Origin of the sequence: Streptomyces pilosus (assembly GCF_014649835.1) — a bacterium.
GTDB classification, from domain to species: Bacteria; Actinomycetota; Actinomycetes; order Streptomycetales; family Streptomycetaceae; genus Streptomyces; species Streptomyces pilosus.
Genome location: NZ_BMTU01000010.1, coordinates 171,547 through 188,578, shown reverse-complemented (window position 1 = coordinate 188,578; position 17,032 = coordinate 171,547). Strand labels below are relative to the sequence as shown.

15 protein-coding genes are annotated in these 17,032 nt (G+C 74.9%); 9 read left to right on the top strand and 6 right to left on the bottom strand.

What is annotated here, in order from left to right; genetic code table 11:
* Positions 1-37 precede the first annotated feature (37 nt).
* Positions 38-538, bottom strand: a complete 501-nt coding sequence (locus IE118_RS23860) for a hypothetical protein (protein ID WP_189560067.1) — start codon at positions 536-538, stop codon at positions 38-40.
* Positions 539-897: 359 nt separating this feature from the next.
* Here IE118_RS23860 and IE118_RS23855 point away from each other — a divergent pair, with 359 nt between their 5' ends.
* The 6 genes from IE118_RS23855 (at position 898) to IE118_RS23830 (ending at position 7,659) form a co-directional block, all read left to right on the top strand.
* Positions 898-1,308 (top strand): AraC family ligand binding domain-containing protein, encoded by a 411-nt coding sequence (locus tag IE118_RS23855; RefSeq protein ID WP_189560066.1) that lies wholly within the window; start codon positions 898-900, stop codon positions 1,306-1,308.
* Between the two features lie 64 nt (positions 1,309-1,372).
* Positions 1,373-2,638: a glycosyltransferase family 4 protein gene (locus tag IE118_RS23850; RefSeq protein WP_189560065.1), complete on the top strand. Its 1,266-nt coding sequence runs from the start codon at positions 1,373-1,375 to the stop codon at positions 2,636-2,638.
* Complete coding sequence (locus IE118_RS23845; RefSeq protein WP_189560064.1) at positions 2,635-3,438, top strand: transferase; 804 nt, start codon at positions 2,635-2,637, stop codon at positions 3,436-3,438. Before IE118_RS23850 ends, IE118_RS23845 begins: the two co-directional genes overlap by 4 nt.
* 492 nt (positions 3,439-3,930) lie before the next feature.
* Positions 3,931-4,491, top strand: coding sequence for an NADPH-dependent FMN reductase (ssuE, locus tag IE118_RS23840; protein ID WP_189560063.1), 561 nt, complete (start codon positions 3,931-3,933; stop codon positions 4,489-4,491).
* Between the two features lie 229 nt (positions 4,492-4,720).
* Positions 4,721-5,752: a hydroxyacid dehydrogenase gene (locus IE118_RS23835; RefSeq protein ID WP_189560062.1), complete on the top strand. Its 1,032-nt coding sequence runs from the start codon at positions 4,721-4,723 to the stop codon at positions 5,750-5,752.
* On the top strand, positions 5,749-7,659 hold the full coding sequence (locus IE118_RS23830; protein WP_189560061.1) for a DUF2264 domain-containing protein: 1,911 nt from the start codon (positions 5,749-5,751) through the stop codon (positions 7,657-7,659). The genes IE118_RS23835 and IE118_RS23830 overlap by 4 nt, the downstream gene beginning before the upstream one ends.
* Before the next feature lie 7 nt (positions 7,660-7,666).
* On the opposite strand, the gene IE118_RS23825 is transcribed toward IE118_RS23830, so the two are convergent.
* Positions 7,667-8,461, bottom strand: a complete 795-nt coding sequence (locus tag IE118_RS23825; protein WP_189560060.1) for a hypothetical protein — start codon at positions 8,459-8,461, stop codon at positions 7,667-7,669.
* 792 nt (positions 8,462-9,253) lie between these two features.
* Here IE118_RS23825 and IE118_RS23820 point away from each other — a divergent pair.
* Entirely contained in the window at positions 9,254-10,105 is an 852-nt protein-coding gene (locus tag IE118_RS23820) for a L,D-transpeptidase family protein (protein WP_229846921.1), read from the top strand.
* Between the two features lie 41 nt (positions 10,106-10,146).
* Here the strand turns inward: IE118_RS23820 and IE118_RS23815 are convergent, their stop codons facing one another.
* Positions 10,147-11,145, bottom strand: a complete 999-nt coding sequence (locus tag IE118_RS23815; RefSeq protein WP_189560059.1) for an MASE1 domain-containing protein — start codon at positions 11,143-11,145, stop codon at positions 10,147-10,149.
* 52 nt (positions 11,146-11,197) lie between these two features.
* Entirely contained in the window at positions 11,198-12,028 is an 831-nt protein-coding gene (locus tag IE118_RS23810) for a PP2C family protein-serine/threonine phosphatase (protein WP_189560058.1), read from the bottom strand.
* A 217-nt stretch (positions 12,029-12,245) separates the two neighbouring features.
* Between IE118_RS23810 and IE118_RS23805 the strand changes: the two genes are divergently transcribed.
* Both IE118_RS23805 and IE118_RS23800 read left to right on the top strand, forming a co-directional pair.
* Positions 12,246-12,596, top strand: coding sequence for a hypothetical protein (locus tag IE118_RS23805; RefSeq protein ID WP_189560057.1), 351 nt, complete (start codon positions 12,246-12,248; stop codon positions 12,594-12,596).
* 140 nt (positions 12,597-12,736) lie between these two features.
* The gene (locus IE118_RS23800; protein WP_189560056.1) at positions 12,737-14,788 is read left to right on the top strand and encodes a galactose-binding domain-containing protein; all 2,052 of its coding nucleotides are present in this window, start codon (positions 12,737-12,739) and stop codon (positions 14,786-14,788) included.
* On the opposite strand, the gene IE118_RS23795 is transcribed toward IE118_RS23800, so the two are convergent.
* Both IE118_RS23795 and IE118_RS23790 read right to left on the bottom strand, forming a co-directional pair.
* The gene (locus tag IE118_RS23795; protein ID WP_189560055.1) at positions 14,752-16,377 is read right to left on the bottom strand and encodes a glycerol-3-phosphate dehydrogenase/oxidase; all 1,626 of its coding nucleotides are present in this window, start codon (positions 16,375-16,377) and stop codon (positions 14,752-14,754) included. The two genes, IE118_RS23800 and IE118_RS23795, sit on opposite strands and share 37 nt — an antisense overlap.
* Positions 16,374-16,982 (bottom strand): TetR/AcrR family transcriptional regulator, encoded by a 609-nt coding sequence (locus IE118_RS23790; protein ID WP_189560054.1) that lies wholly within the window; start codon positions 16,980-16,982, stop codon positions 16,374-16,376. The genes IE118_RS23795 and IE118_RS23790 overlap by 4 nt, the downstream gene beginning before the upstream one ends.
* Positions 16,983-17,032: the final 50 nt, after the last annotated feature.

Here is a 17,032-nt window from a genome sequence, read left to right as displayed (position 1 = left end):
AGCGTCCCGGCCGCCTCCAGGGGCGGCCCGGGGCGCCTCAACCGGCCTGGACGGCGGGGCCGGACGGGGACGGGGTGACCGGTCCGGAGGGTTCCGGCACGCCCGTCGGCACATCCGCCGGGGCCACCTCCGACTGCTGCAGCACGGTGTCGCCGCCGGGCCCCTCGACCGGAGTGCCCCCGCCGGTGGACAGCAGGGACCACGCGCCCAGCGCCAGTGCGATCGCGGCCGCCGTGCCCGCCACGCGTCCGGTACGGCGCAGTTTGCCGCCGCGGTCCAGGTCCCGCCAGGCCGGGCCCTGCCACGGGTCGTCGGGACACCACAGGTCCCCGACCGGTGCCGGGGCGCCGTCGTCCTCCAGGGGTATGCCGGCCCCCGTGCCGGCCGTGCGCCGGTACGCCGGGGGCTCCTTCGGCGCGGTGGCGCGGATGGCGTGCTCGGTGTCGGTGAGGAACCGCTGCCAGACGTCCTCCGGCACGGACGGCACGCCGTCGTGCTCGTCCGGCGATCCGCCGGCGTCCGGGCTCTGCGCGGTCACGGTCCCTCATTCCTCTCGCAGCCGTCCGGGGGCCCACGTCGGCCTCGTCCCACGGCCGGATCCCCGGGGGCCCCGGGGGCAGGATCATCGCACAGCGTGAAAACCGGGGGACAGAGGGCCGGGCCGCTCACCGCCCCCGATGCGGCCACGCGGGCCGGGAGGGCCGCAACCGCTCCCGCCCGTCCCGAGTGGTCCCGTCCGGCGGGCCGTACGCGCCGGCGGACGGAGACACGGCGAGACGGCGCGGCGCCGCGCCCGCCCGGCCGCGGTGCCGGACCCGCCCACCCGCGGTGCTAGGTTCGTCCCCGCGGAGCGCACCCGGGCAGCCGCGCGTATGTGCACAGGGGACGGTGACACTCATGACGTCGGAAGGCAGCGGCACACCGGACGCGGACCTCCCCCTCCCACGGATCCTGTGCGACACCGCCGGCCTGGCCGCCGCGCCCGGCGACACGTCCGCCGGGGCCCTGTGGCGGCTCGCGGAGCCCGGCCGGCAACTCGACGCCAACGTCGTGCGCCTGCCGCCGGGACACCGGGTCGAGACCCACCGCGAACCCGAACTCGACGTGCTCCTGCTGGTCCTCGGGGGCGACGGGACCCTCACCGCTCCCGACGGCCCGCACCCGCTCGCCGCCGGCACCCTGACCTGGCTCCCGCACGGTTCCACCCGCGATCTCGCCGCGGGCCCCGACGGGCTGACGTATCTCACCGTGCACCGCCGGCGCCCCGGCATGCGGATCGGGCACGGCGACCCGGCGGCACGGACATGATCATCACGACAACGAAGTGGTAACAGCAGACAACGCGTGAAGCCGGCATGGGGTCTTGACCGCCATGAAGGTTTCCTTTCTGATCCACAACGCCTACGGGATAGGAGGCACGATCACCACCACGTTCAATCTGGCGGGCGCACTCGCCGAACGGCACGAGGTGGAGATCGTCTCGGTGTTACGGCACCGGGAGCACCCCCATCTCACTCCGCACCCGGGCGTGCGGCTGCGGGCGCTGGTGGATCTCCGCCGGGAGCGGGACCACCCCCTGCACCGAAGACCGGCCCAGGTGTTCCCCGCCGCCGAGTACCGTCACCGCCAGTACAGCGAGCTGACGGACCGGCGGATCGCCGAGTCCCTCGCGGACACCCCCGCCGACGTGGTGATCGGCACCCGGCCCGGGCTCAACGTGCACCTCGCCGTCCAGGCCCCCCGGCACGTCGCACGCGTCGGTCAGGAACACCTCACGCTCGACAACCACTCGCCCGCGCTGCGCACCGCGCTGCGCCGCGCCTACCGCGGGCTCGACGTGCTCACCACCGTCACGGAGGCCGACGCCGCCTCCTACCGGCGCAAGATGCGACTGCCCGGGGTGCGGGTCGAGGCCCTGCCGAACAGCGTGCCCGACCCCGTCCTGCCCACCGCCGACGGCACCGCCAAGGTCGTGGTGGCGGCCGGCCGGCTGGTGCCCGTCAAGCGGTTCGACCTGATCATCGAGGCGTTCGCCCGGGTCGCCGCCGAGTTCCCCGACTGGCAGTTGCGCATCTACGGCAAGGGGGAGGAGCAGGACCGGCTGCGCGGCCTGATCGAGAGACTCGGGCTGTGGAACAACGTCTTCCTCATGGGGGCGGCGACGCCCATGGAAGCCGAGTGGGTCAAGGGCTCCATCGGCGTCGCCGCCTCCGACTTCGAGCCGTTCGGCATGACCCTCGTCGAGGCGATGCGCTGCGGACTGCCCTTCGTGAGCACCGACTGCCCCCACGGCCCCCGGGAGATCATCAAGGACGGAGAGGACGGCCGGCTGGTGCCGGTCGGCGACAGCGCAGCGTTCGGCGAGGCGCTCCTCGGCCTGGTCCGCGACGACGAACTGCGCCGGCGCATGGGCAGGGCGGCCCTGGACAACGCCCGCCGCTTCGCTCCCGGCCCCGTCGTCGCCCGGGCCGAGGGGATGCTCCAGGAGGCGATCGAGGCCCGCGGCGGCGACCGCCCCGGCGCACCGTCAGGGGGCGGTGTGCACCGCACCCTCGTCAGCCAGGGCCACGCGGCCCGTGACCTCGCCCGCGCCGCCGCCTCCAGCGCGCTGCGCACCGTACGGAAGGGACGTAGGTGAGCACCGTGCTCCGCACCCGCTGCACCGTCGACGCCGACGGCCGGATCACCTTCCGGCTGTCACCGCCCGAGGCCGCGCGCCCCGAACTGGTGCTGGTGCTGCGCCCCAGGAAGGGCCTGCCCGAGGAGACGATCCACACCCTCGTCCTCGAACCGGACGGCGGTGAGGGGGAGTTCCGCGCGGTGCTGGAGCCGCGGCCCGCCCTCGCCGAGGGGCGCTGGGACGTGTACCTGCGGCCCGGTCCGGACAGCGGGCGCGAGCGGCTGCGACCCGGCCCGCGGGACGTGCGGGTCCTCGTCGACGGCGGCGTGCGCGACCGGCCGTCCCCGGTGGCCGTCCGGGTGCCGTACACGACCAAGGACGGTTTCCTCGCGATACGGGCGTGGCTGCGCACCGCCCACGCGGAGGCCGGACCCCTCGTCCTCGCCGACGGGGCCATGACGGTGCGGGCCCGCCTCCACGGGGCCGAACTGACCGAGGCGGCCGAGGTGTCGCTGCGGCTGCGGACCGACAAGGACACGGTGCTCACCGTTCCGGCGCGGGCCGCCGCGGACGGCGGCGGCACCTTCACCTTCACGGTGGCCCACGCGCAGTTCGCCGGGGCCGGCAGCGGAATCTGGGACGCCTTCCTCCGCCCGGCCGCCGACGCGACACCGGTCAGGATCGGCCGCCTCCTGGACGACGTGGCGGACCGCGGCAACGTCTTCGTGTACCCACGGGTCACCGTGGACGGCGCGGTGGTCCGCCCGTACTACACGGTGGACAACGACCTGTCCGTCGAGGTGACGGACGCGGCCTGAACCGCCCGCGGGACGGGGCCGGGGGCGACGAGGGTGGGCGGCGCGTACCGCGCGGCGCACGCCACGCCGGTGACCTGCCGCGCAGCGGCGGACGGCGGGTCGTCCCGGCCAACGAGACGGTCACGGGTGTGCGTTGACAGTCGCCGAGAGGTGCCCGCAGGATGTGGGACATGCACACGACGCACCCCGGTGTGATGTGCCGCTACGTGGACCTGCGGCGCACCAGCAGCGCCCTCTGTCGCTGAACACCCGCCGCATCCGGCCCTTCTCGCCCGCGACCGCCGCCTCCGCCGGCCTGTCGCGCGGCTGAGCCGGACCCGGCGTCGTCCCGTCGCGTTCCCCGCGCCGTTCCCCGCCCTCGTCCGGTCGGCCCTGTGTGTCCGCCGCCCGTGGGAGGGCCTCGCGCCCCCGCCCCGAGCCGTCGCCGGCCCGCCCGCCGCCGGCCGGTGGTGCGGCGCCGGCCCGGCCGTCCCCGAACCGAAAGGTGCCGTCATGGCCACCATCCTCTCCGTCTCCGGCAGCCCTTCCGCCACCTCCCGCACCGCACGGCTCCTGCGTCATCTCGACGACCGGCTCAGACACCAGGGCCACGACGTGACACCGCTGGACGTGCGCACCCTGCCCGCGGACGCCCTGCTGGGCGCCGACTTCGGCCATCCGGCGATCGTCGAGGCGACCGCCCTGTTCGCGCGGGCGGACGCCGTGGTGATCGGGACCCCCGTCTACAAGGCCGCCTACTCGGGCCTGCTCAAGTCGCTGCTCGACCTGCTCCCGCAGTACGCCCTGGCGGGGAAGACCGTCCTGCCGCTGGCCACCGGCGGCACCACCGCCCATGTGCTGGCCATCGACTACGCCCTGCGCCCGGTGCTCATGTCCATGGGGGCCGCGCACATCGTCCAGGGCTGGTTCACCCTCGACAAGGACATCACCGTGGGCCCCGACGGCACCCTCAGTGTCGCACCGGCGGCCACCGAGGCACTGACGGCGGTCACGGACCGCTTCTCCGCCGCGGTGGGCGGCCGCACGCCCGCGCTGCCGGCGCCCGTCGGCTGAACCCGCCGCCGGGGCGGCCACGCGACCCGGCGGTGACGGCGCCGCGCGCCACGGAGCCGGCCGCTCCGGGGGAGGACCGGACGGCCACCCGGTCCTCCTCCGATTCCTCTGAACGGTCCATTGACCGTTCGCCGGGCGGGCACCGACGATTCTCCTGTCCCGCACCGCCGTGTCCCGGACGCGCAGGAACCGCGGGGGCACCCTGCCCGTACGAGGAGTGCCCACCACCATGACCGTGCCCCCGGCCGGCCCGCGTCCCCGCCCCCGCGCCGCACTGGCCATGTCCCCGGACGCCGCCTCCGCGGTCCTCGGACCCGAGTCGCTCTCCGCCCTCTCCGACCTGTGCGACCTCGCACCGCTCCCGGCACTGGACGACCTCACCACGCCCCGCGCCCGCGCCGTGCTCGCCGGGGTGGACCTGCTCGTCACCGGCTGGGGCTGCCCGCCCCTGGACGCGGACGTGCTGCGGGCCGCGCCCCGGCTCCGGGCCGTCGTGCACACCGCGGGCAGCGTCCGCGGTCACGTCACCGACGCCTGCTGGGAGCGCGGCATCGAGGTGTCGTCCGCCGCCGCGGCCAACGCCGTCCCGGTCGCGGAGTACACCCTCGCCATGATCCTGCTCACCGGCAAACGGGTCCTGGAGACGGCGCGGGACCACCGCGCCTCGCGCACCGCGCCGGACTGGCTGCGCACCCCCCGCACCGTCGGCAACCACCACCGCACCGTCGGCATCCTGTCCGCGTCACTCATCGGCCGCCGGGTGATCGAACTGCTCCGCCCGCACGACTTCGAGGTGCTGCTGCACGACCCGTACGTCGACGCCGGTGAGGCCGCGGAACTCGGCGTGGAACTCGTCGGGCGGGCGGAGCTGTTCCGCCGCGGCGACACCGTCAGCGTGCACACCCCGCTGCTGCCCGGGACCCGCCACCTGGTCGGCCGGGACCTGATCGACTCCATGCGCCCCGACGCCGTACTGATCAACACGGCTCGCGGCGCGATCGTCGACCAGGACGCCCTCACCGACGCCGTGCTGGCCGGACGGATCCGCGCCGTGCTCGACGTGACCGACCCCGAACCGCTGCCGCCCGACCACCCGTTGTGGCGGTGCGACAACGTGCTCCTCACCCCGCACCTCGCCGGCTCCCAGGGCAACGAGTGGCGACGCCTCGCCGGCCTCGCCCTCTCCGAGATCGCGCGCTGGACCTCCGGCGAGGGCTTCCGTCACCCGGTACGGCGCGAAAGGCTGGCCTTCCTGGCATGAGCATCCCGTTCGCACTGCCCGCCGACGACCGCTCCCTGAGCCCGCGCACCGGTTACACCCGCGGCCACTGGGAGGCGGTGGCGGACGGACTCCTCGGCGCGGCATGGCGCTGGAGCACCCCCGGCGGCGCCCTGCTGGACCTGCCGGGGCGCCCCTCCCGTTCGGGAGTACGCTCCGACGGACTCGAGGGCTACGCCAGGACGTTCCTCGCCGCCGCGTTCCGCACGAGGGGAGCGGACGGCCACGACCCGCACCACTGGCTGGAGCGGTACGCGGGCGGCCTCGCCGCGGGCACCCTCACCCCGGGCCGCGAAGACACCGAGTCGTGGCCGCCGATCCTCGACTTCGACGTGCGGGGGCAGCCGATGGTGGAGGCGGCCTCGGTCGCGCTCGGCCTGCGGCTGACCGCGCCCTGGCTGTGGGAACGGCTCGACCCCGGCGTGCGGGACCGCACGGAGGAGTGGCTGCGGGGCGCGCTGCGGCACACCCCGGCGCCCAACAACTGGTACCTCTTCCCGTACACGGTCGCCGGGTTCCTGGAGTCCGTCGGACGCGGCGACGCCGAGACGGCCGCCGCGCGGCGGCGCGCGGCGGAACTCCTGGAGGGCTGGTACCGGGGCGACGGGTGGTACGCCGACGGGGACGGGCGCGCCTTCGACCACTACAACGGCTGGGCCCTGCATCTGTACCCGGTCCTCGACGCCCACCTCGCCGGCGACGGCCGGGGGCCGGCGCACCACGGCGCACGCCTGCGCACCCATCTGGAGAGCTACGCCCTGATGTTCGCGGCGGACGGGGCACCGCTGTACTTCGGCCGGTCGCTGACGTACCGCTTCGCCGCCTCGGCGGCGGTGTCGCTGGGGGCGGTGACCGGCAACACCCCGCTGACGCCGGGTGTCTCGCGCCGCATCGCCAGCGGCAGCCTGCGTCACTTCCTGGACCGCGGCGCGCTGACCGGGGACGGCCTGCTGAGCCTCGGCTGGCACGGTCCGCACGAGGCCGCTCTGCAGAGCTACTCGGGCCCCGCGTCACCGTACTGGGCGTCGAAGGCGTTCGTCGCGCTGCTCGCCCCCGCCGGCCACGCCTTCTGGACGGCGCGCGAGGAGGCCGCACCCGCGGAGGAGGCCGACCGGGTGCTGGCCCTGCCCGCGCCCGGACTGCTCCTCCAGTCGACCCGGGCCGACGGGATCGTACGGCTGCACAACCACGGCAGCGACCATGTGCGCCCGCACGAGGGCGAGTCGGCGGCCGAGGACGACCCGCACTACGGACGCCACGCCTACTCCACCCGCACCGGACCCACGGCGCCGGGGAACACCGCCGACAACCACGTGTCCGTGGAGACCGGCGGGCGGCGCAGTGTGCGCCGCCGCATCCATCCCCTCGGCGCGGGACACGGTGACGGCTGGGGCTGGGCGGCCTCCTGGCACCGGCCCGTGTTCGCCGCGGGCCCGCCGATGGTGCCGGGCCTGCGCGTGGAGAGCGTCACCGTGGCGCGCGGCCGCCACGAACTGCGGGTGCACCGGGTGGTGGGGGCACCGGCCGGGACCCGGCTCACCTGCACCGGCTGGGCCGTCGGCCCCGGGGAGTCCCTGACGTCCGCCCTGTACGGGCTGCACGGCTGGGAGGATCAGGACCCGGAGCTCGTCAGCGCCCCGCAGGGCACGGCCTGGACCCGCTGGGCCCGGATTCCGCGCCTCGGCGGCCGCTGCGGGGGCACCACCGTGCACGTCGCCCTGGCGTCCCTCACCGCGGAGCCCTCGCCCGCGCCCCTGCCGGAGGCCGTGGAGGAGGTGCTGGTCGACGACGGTGCGGTCGAGGTCGTCTGGGCCCGCGGCACGGGCCGCACCCGGATCACCTTCGACCCGGTGGACGTGCGTCACTCACCGCCCGCCGCGGGCGGGTGAGGCGGCGTCAGGAACGCGCCGCGTCGGCCTGCCCGGCCTGCTCGGGGGCGTCGGGCGCGGTGTAGAACACCGAGGTGCCCTGCTTGGTGCGCTGGGCCCGGTTGCGGGCGACGAGCCCCTCCAGGGTGTTGCGCACCACCGTGGTCCTGAAGGCCCGCCCGGGGTGCGCCTCACCGAGGGCTCCGGCCACCTCCGCCGCCGAGCGCGGCTCGCTCTGCCCCTCCAGGTGCGCGCGGACGAGTTCCACCAGCTTGGGACCGTCCGCGCGGCCCTCCTTCGCCTTGGCCGACGGACCGCCGGCCCTCTTCGCCTCGGTCCCCTTCGCCTCGGTCCCCTTCGCCGCGGCCCTCTTCGCCCCGGCGGTCTTCGCCTTGGCCGGCCGGCTGCTGCCCGCCGGAGCTCCGGAGCGGTCCGCCTCGGCCGGGGCCGGCTTGCGCGCCGGTTCGGCGGACGCGGTGCGCCCGGCCTCCTTCTTCGCCCGCCTGGGCTTCCGGTCCCCGGGCCTCGTTCCGCTCGTCCCGCGCGGCGCCGGGACGGTGGCGCCGCCCGGTGCCTGCTCCCCGGCGGCGTCCGGGACACCGGTCACGGCCGGGGGGCCGGCGGGCGCCGCGGCGAGGCCCAGCGCCTGCTGCATGTTCACCAGGATCGTGTGGTCGTGCTGCAGCACCGTCAACTGCTCCTGGAGCGCGGCGATGTCGGCGGTCACCCGCTCCTGCTCCTTGACGTTGCGCTCCAGGTCGTTCGCGACCTGGGCGCTGTACTGCGAGGTGAGGTCGGTGGCTGCGGTGGAGTTCTCGGACACGGAAGTGCCCCTTTCTTCCCGTTGGTTCACCTGATGGCCAGCCATGGTACGGCCGAGCGCGGTTGACCGTTTCTGCGGTGCGCTTCCCGGTTGACGTGCTCCGCCGGCCGCGGGAGGGCCGGGCCACGGGGTCGCCGGCACCGTCCCGGTGCCGGGACGGGCCCCGCCGTGGACGACCCACAGGCCGCCCACCTCACCGACGGCCGTCAACTCCGCTCCCGCAAGGGCCCGGCGGAGGCGTTCCCCCCGCTGGTCCGTGTCGACGGCCGAAGGGGCCGCCCCCGCCGACGACCGGAGCCGCGCCCTATTCACTCGTTCGTGGCGCACCGACGCCGGCGGCGACCCGGGCACCCACGGGGAGCCCCACAGCCGCGACCCCGCCTCGACCGAGTGCCGGCCGGCGACGGTCGGGAGCGGGAAGACCCTCACCGACGCGGATCCCAAGACCGCGGCAGGTGACCGGGCGGCGGACCACCCACAACGGCTCCGGCGTCCGCACCGCGGGCGGCGGCCGTGGCGGTGCCACTCCGACGGACGCCGCCCTCACCGTTTCGGCCGAAGGGGGCGTGGTGAGCGGATCGGGCTCGTGGTTCGTCACCCTCCGGTGGCACCGCACCGGCGCGGGTACTCCGTCCGGCGGGCCCGTACTCCACCCGGGGTGCGGGTTCGTCACCCGTCCGGGTGTCGTCCGGGGCCGGACGTTGCCACAAGGGGGCGGCGCAGACGGGGGACTTCGCCGGACTCGCGCCGGGAGCCGAGGCGAATCCGGTGAGCCGAAGTCAGGCTGAGACCATGGTTGCATCGATCGACTGCCCGCGCCGTCCGCGTCTTCGAGCCCCGTCCCGGGCCGGACGCCGGGCCGCAGTCCCCGCCCGAGCACGCGGCCGTGTGCCGTCGGCGGCCGTCGTCCTCTGCGTACTGGCGGCCCTGACCGGATGCGGGAGCACCGGCGGCACGACCCCGGACACCTCCTCGGCCACCGCGCCGGCCGCCGGGCCGCCCGGCACCGCGAGCACCGCGCAGGGCCGCAGCGGTGCCGGAGCGCGGAAGCGGGCGCCCGCCGAGATCCCCGGCCTCGGCCCCCGGACACGGGCGTGGATTCCGGAGCAGGCCCGCCAGGTGCTCGTGGTGACCGGCAGGGGCAGGGACGCCAACCGTTCCGAGGCCGTGCTGTACGAGCACACCGGCACCGGCTGGGAGGCCGGCCCCGCCTGGCCCGCACGCAACGCCCTCAAGGGCTGGACCGACGACCACTGGGCGGGCGACCTCCGCTCACCGATCGGCGTCTACACCCTCACCGACGCCGGGGGACTGCTGCCCGATCCCGGCACCGACCTGCCCTACGACCGGTCGGACGGGTTCGGCGTCAGCGGCACCGGCTTCCTGGGCGAGCCCCTGGAGGGATCCTTCGACTACGTCGTCGCCATCGACTACAACCGGGAGCCGGGCACCACGCCGCTGGACCTGACCCGTCCGCTCGGCGGCGACCGGGGCGGCGGCATCTGGCTGCACGTCGACCATCAGGGGCCCACCCAGGGCTGCGTCAGCCTGCAGAAGGAGCACATGCGGGATCTCCTGCGCGCCCTCGACCCCGACCTGCGTCCGGTGGTGGTGATGGGCGACGCCGTGTCACTCGACGAGTGACACGCGGGCCGGGACGGCCGGGGGACACCGGGGGAGGAGCACTACCCGGTGTCCCCCGGCCGCCCGCCGTCCCGCCGCCCCGCGGCGGTCTCCCCGGCCGTCAGGTGCTCCAGCACCTCCACCAGCTCCTGACAGGCCCGCTCCACCGACCGCCGCACGTGCTGCTGTTCGGTGATCACCGCGGACAGCAGCAGGGAGGTCAGCGCCATGGCCCCGTTGAAGGCCTGCAGATTGACCAGCACCTGAACGTCCGTCATGTGCGCGAACGGCCCGATCCGGTCGGTCGCCGCCACCGTGGCCAGCACGGAGGCGTACAGCGCGCACGGCATGCTGCCGGGCAGCCGGAACCGCAGCGCCGCCCAGATCAGCAGCGGATAGATCGCGAAGAGCAGACTCGCCGGACTGCGCGTGGCCGGCGGCACGAGACAGCCCGCGACCACGGCCAGTCCCACCGCCTCCTTCCACCTCGCCCGGGGCAGCGGGAACCGCAGCCGCGGGAGCAGCAGCAGGAGCGGCGTGACGAGCAGTACGCCCATCGCGTCGCCGACCCACCAGGCCAGCCACACTCCCCAGAAGCCGCGCCCCGGCAGGTCACCCGTGGCGACGAGGAGCGCGGCACCGGTCGACGAGCTGATCAGCATGGCCGCGAAGGCGCCCAGGAACACCAGGGCGAGACAGTCGCGCAACCGGCTGAGGTCCGTACGGAAACCCACCCTGCGCAACAGGAGGTATCCGGCCACCGGCGCGGCGGTGTTGCCCACGAGGACGCCCACCGAGGCCGGCTCGAGGGAGGTGAGGTGCGTCAGCACGAGCAGGGCGCCCAGCGCGATCCCCGCCCAGCAGCGCGGCCCGAGGACCAGCAGGGCGGCGACCGCCACCCCGGTCGGCGGCCAGAGGGGTGAGACCACCGCGCCGGCGACGGTCAGCTCGCGCAGCAGTCCGAGCCGCCCTCCGGCGTAGTAGCAGGCGGCGACGGCCAGCGTCTCGAGCACGAAGACGGCCGGTGTACGGAGATTCTGGCGAGCCACCACACAAGCCATCAGACACCGGGGACGCCGCCCCGGCGAGGCGGGGCCGCGGAGCCTGTCGGCCCTATGGACGAGTGGCCGGCTCCTCGTGCCCGATCACGAGGACGGCCGCGTCGTCGTCGTGCCCCACCCGCTCCGCGCCCTTGATCAGGGCGGCGGCGAGCCCGTCCGTGTTCATGCCCGCGACCGCGGCCGTGCCCGCGAGCCGTGCCGCCTGGTGCAGGCCCTCGTCGAGCGGCATGGACGGACCCTCCACCACCCCGTCGGTGAGCATCACGAACATGCCGCCGGTGTCGAGCCGGTACCGGGTGACCGGGTAGACGGTCCCGGACTGGACGCCCAGGGGTGGGCCGCCCTCGTCCCGGGTGACCCCGCTGCGGCCGTCCGCGGTGGCCCACACACACGGCAGGTGACCGGCGCGGGCGCTCTCCAGCAGCCGGGTGCCCGGATCGAGCCGCAGGAAGGTGCAGGTGGCGAACAGGTCGGAGCCCAGGGACAACAGCAGTTCGTTCGTCCGGGCGAGGAGTTCGCCCGGGTCGCCGTCCACCGAGGCCAGCGCCCGCAGTCCGACCCGGACCTGTCCCATGAAGGCCGCGGCCTCGATGTTGTGCCCCTGCACGTCGCCGATGGACAGCCCGATCCGGCCGTCGGGCATGGTGAACGCGTCGTACCAGTCGCCGCCCACGTTGAGACCCTGGTTCGCGGGCGCGTACCGCACGGACAGCCGCACGCCGTCGGCGACCGGCAGCCCCCTCGGCAGCATGCCGCGTTGCAGGGCGACGGCCAGTTCCACCCGGGAGCGCTGCACCTCGGCCTGCGCACGTGCCTGAGCCGTCAGCGTCCGGAGCCTGACCAGCAGCTCGTCGCCGTCGTCCGTGGAACCGATGCGGAACATGGATCACTCACTCGGGCGAGGACACCCACGCGCGGTGACCGCCGACGGGGGACGAAGCGCGCATGCGCATATGAAAGGGATGATAGTCGCCGGAAGGACGACGGAGCCAGTCGCGGACCGTTCCGGACCGGTGCCGGGGGCGGTAGGGCCGGGCCCGCCGGGGACCGGGCCGGCCGTTCCCTCCCGCCCGGTCACCGCCGCTGTCTAGGCTGTGCGCATGGAACAGCGGGAGATCATGCAGCGGAGCGTCGGCATCCTCACCGAGGCACTGGAGATGCGGCGGCGGCTGCGGGAGAACCCGGACGCCGACGTGGCCAGGAACGGGGCGGTCGCCACCCTCCTGGAGGAGATGCTGCCGCACGTCCAGCTGCCGGCCGACGCGAGCGCGCGCGAGGTCGCGGACATCGTCACCGCGAAGCTCGGTCCCGCCATCGTCCAGATCGCCTCGTCCCTCACCTTCGCCTTCGTCCAGCTCGCCGAGATCCACGACGAGGGCCGCACCGACGTGTCGTCCGCCGACGTGCTGCGCTCCATCTCGATGCACTACGAGACCGGCGGCGGGGCCTAGCCTGCCGGGCGGATCCCCCCGGGCCGGACGTCCCGCAGGCCGGTGACGCGCGCACCCTTGACGGCCTACGCGCCAGTAGCGATTCTCGGCCCAGGCGCTTGTGAAGGTCATGACAACTCCGCGACGGAGGGACGTGCGCAATGACCACGCACCGCACACGACGACACCTCGGGGTCGTCACGCTGCTCCTCCTCGTGCTGGCCGCGGCCCTCGCCCCCACGCCCGGCTCCGCGGCCGACGGGAACTGGTGGGACCCCACCGCCCGCCCCGCGCCCGACTCCGGGATCGGCGTCACCGGCGAGCCGTTCACCGGGACCGGCGCGGACGGTGAGGTGCGCGGTTTTGTCGACGCGCACAACCACGTCATGTCCAACGAGGCGTTCGGCGGCCGCCTCATCTGCGGCAGGGCGTTCTCGCAGAAGGGCATCGCCGACGCGCTCAGGGACTGCCCCGAGCACTACCCCGACGGCTCCCTCGCCGTCTTCGACTTCATCACCAACGGCGGCGACGGCAGGCACGATCCGGCCGGCTGGCCCACCTTCCGCGACTGGCCCGCCCACGACTCGCTCACCCACCAGCAGAACTACTACGCCTGGATCGAGCGGGCCTGGCGCGGCGGCCAGCGCGTCATGGTGAACGACCTGGTCACCAACGGCGTGATCTGCTCGGTGTACTTCTTCAAGGACCGCAGCTGCGACGAGATGACGTCGATCAGGCTCCAGGCGAAACTGACCTACGACCTGCAGGCGTACATCGACGGGATGTACGGCGGGCCGGGAAAGGGCTGGTTCCGCGTCGTCACCGACAGCGCGCAGGCGCGGGACGTCGTCGCGCGGGGCAAACTGGCGGTCGTCCTCGGGGTCGAGACCTCCGAACCCTTCGGCTGCAAGCAGATCCTGGACGTCGCGCAGTGCGACCGCGCCGACATCGACGCCGGACTGGACGAGCTGTACGCGCTGGGTGTGCGCAGCATGTTCCTGTGCCACAAGTTCGACAACGCGCTGTGCGGCGTGCGCTTCGACTCGGGCGCGCTCGGTACCGCCATCAACGTCGGGCAGTTCCTGTCCACCGGCACCTTCTGGCGGACCGGGAAGTGCGCAGGCCCGCAGGCCGACAACCCCATCGGCCTCGCCTCCGCGCCGGCCGCCGAGCGGGAACTGCCGCCGGGCGTGGAGGTGCCGGCCTACGCCGAGGACGCCCGGTGCAACGTCCGGGGGCTCACCGAGCTGGGCGAGTACGCCGTGCGCGGCATGATGAAGCGCAACATGATGCTCGAGATCGACCACATGAGCGTCAAGGCCACCGGCAGGGTGCTCGACCTCTTCGAGGCCGAGTCCTACCCCGGCGTCCTCTCCTCGCACAGCTGGATGGACCAGAACTGGACCGAACGGGTCTACGCGCTCGGCGGGTTCACCGCCCAGTACATGAACGGCTCCGAGCACTTCGTCACGGAGGCGAGGCGCACCGAGCGGCTGCGCGACCGGTACGGGGCGGGCTACGGCTACGGCACGGACATGAACGGCGTCGGCGGCTGGCCGGCCCCGCGCGGCGCGGACGCACCGGACGCCGTCACCTACCCCTTCCGCAGCGTCGACGGCGGTTCCGTCCTCGACCGGCAGACCACCGGCGAGCGCACCTGGGACCTCAACACCGACGGCGCCGCGCACTACGGTCTCGTCCCCGACTGGATCGAGGACATCCGGCGTGTGGGCGGGCAGGACGTGGTGGACGACCTCTTCCGGGGTGCGGAGTCCTACCTCGACACCTGGGGCGCCTCCGAGGCGCACCGGGCGGGGGTGAACCTCGCCGAGGGTGCGGAGGCCACCGCCAGTTCGACGGAGTGGAACCCGTTCACCTCCTATGCGCCCGGCCGGGCCGTGGACGGGGACCGGGGCACCCGCTGGGCCGCCGATTGGAGCGACGACCAGTGGCTGCGCGTCGACCTCGGCGGCACCCACCGGGTCGGGCGCGTCACCCTCGACTGGGAGCGCGCCTACGGCAGCGCGTACCGCGTCGAGTTGTCCACCGACGGCACCGACTGGCGCACCGTCTGGTCCACCACCGCCGGTGACGGCGGCCTGGACACGGCCGTGTTCACCCCGTCGCCGGCCCGCCACGTCCGCCTCCGCTTCCTGGACCGGGGGACCGACTGGGGCTACTCGCTGTACGAGGTCGGCGTCCACGGGCGCTGACCGGCCGCTCGGCCGCCGTCCGGCAACTCCCCGTCGGTCAGGGCCCGTACCGCCTCGCGTGCCGTCTCCCGGTCGGCGGGGACGAGCCCGATGCGGGTGCGGCGGTCCAGTACGTCCGCCTCGTCGAGCGCGCCCTCGTGGCGCAGCGCCCAGAGCAGTTCGGCACGGGTGACCGGGTACCCGGGCAGCACCGGCTCGGCGAGGCCGGGGTCCCGCGTGCCGAGCGCGTGGACGGCCGGGGCCTCGGTGCCGTAGAGCCGGACGAGCCGGCGCGGGGCGGGCAGGGCGGCGAGGACGTGCGGCGGCGCGGCGCCCACCAGGGGCAGGGAGGCCGTGGGGGACGGGCCGGCCCCGAGTCCGCGGAGCCGGACGGCGGCGTCGACGGCGTCCTCGGCCATGCGCCGGTACGTGGTGAGCTTGCCGCCGACGACGGTGACGACGCCCTCGGAGGAGGTGAGCACCGCGTGCCGCCGCGAGAGGTCGGCGGTCCTCGGCGCCGCGTCCGCGGGCCCGGCCGCGGTGTCCAGCAGGGGGCGCAGGCCGGCGAAGGCGCCGACCACGTCGCCGCGGTGGACCGGGACGTGCAGGACGGAGCAGAGGACGTCCAGGAGGAACCCGATGTCCGTCTCCGGGGCCTCGGCGACGTCGGGGACGTCGCCGTCCACGGGTTCGTCGGTGAGGCCGACGTAGACCCGGCCGTCGTCCTGGGGCAGGACGAGGACGAAACGACTGCTCTCCCCGGGGATCGGGATGTGCAGACCCGCGGTGAGCGGCCCTAGGCTCTCCGGCCGCAGGACGAGATGGGTGCCGCGGGAGGGCCGGATGCGCACCCCGTCGACGAGGCCGCCCGCCCACACGCCCGAGGCGTTGATCACGGCACGGGCGCGGATCTCGCCCTCCTCGCCGGTCAGCTCGTCCCGGACCCGTGCCCCCGTGGAGGTCAGCTCCAGGGCCCGCACCCGGGTGAGGATCCGCGCGCCGCGCGCGGCGGCCGTCCGGGCGAGGGCGGTGACCAGCCGGGCGTCGTCGGTCAGCCGGCCGTCCCAGGACAGCAGTCCGCCGCGCAGTCCGTCCCGGCGCAGGGCCGGGGCGAGATGCCGGGTCTCCACCGCGGAGACCCGGCGCGGCGGGGGCAGGGTGGTCCGGGCCGTGCGGGCGGCCAGCCGCAGCGTGTCCCCGGCCCGGAAGCCCGCCCGCGCCAGGGCGGCCTGACCGTGTGAGACGAGCGGGGTGAGCGGCAGCACGAACGGCTGGGCGTGCACGAGGTGGGGCGCGGTGCGCTCCATCAGCACCCCGCGCTCGACGGCGCTCTCATGGGCGACGTCGAGCCGTCCGGAGGCGAGATAGCGCAGGCCGCCGTGAATCAGCTTGCTGCTGAACCGGGAGGTGCCGAAGGCCAGGTCGTGGGCGTCGACGGCGACCACGTCCAGCCCGCGGGCGGCCGCGTCCAGGGCGGCCCCCGCGCCGGTGGCGCCGAGGCCGACGACCAGGACGTCCACGGCGGGTCCGCCCACGGAGCCGGCCAGTTCACGGGCGCGCCGGGCGGCGGACAGGGACGAGGCGGAGGTGCGGGGGCCGGAGGCGTTCACGGGGTGAGGGTCCTTTCCAGGATGGCGCGCAGTTCGCCGAGGAACGCCTCGTGGGCGAGCTCGGGGTCGTCCTCCTCGGTCATGGTCCGCAGGGACAGGGTGAAGGACTGCACGATCAGCAGCACCGACCTGGCCTGCCGCTCCGGGTGGGCGGCGCGCACCGAGCCGTCGGCGTGCCCGTCGCGCAGGGCACCGGCCAGCAGTTCCAGCAGGGCCTCCTGGCTGGCCCCGCGACGGTCCAGCACGTAGGGCAGGAGCAGTTCGGGGTCCACGTCGAGGATCTTGCGGAACAGCGGATGGGCGTCGAACGCGCGCACCGCCGTCACCAGCCCCTCGGTGATCACCTCGCGGGCCGGCACCCCGGGGGCGCGCGCGGGGAGGGCGCCGGTCGCCACCGCGATCCACTCCCGGGTCATCAGGTCGCCGACCAGCGAACGGACATCGGGCCAGCGCCGGTACAGCGTCATCCGGGAGACCCCGGCACGGCGGGCCACGTCGGTGAGCGTGGTGCGGCGGACCCCGACGGCCAGCACGCAGTCCCGCACCGCGTCGAGCACCGCGTCGTTGTCCGAACCACCGGAAGCGTTGTGACGAATAGGCGTCATGTGTCACAGTGTAACGCCACGTGAGGCCGTCGGTCGACGGCATCGCCCGT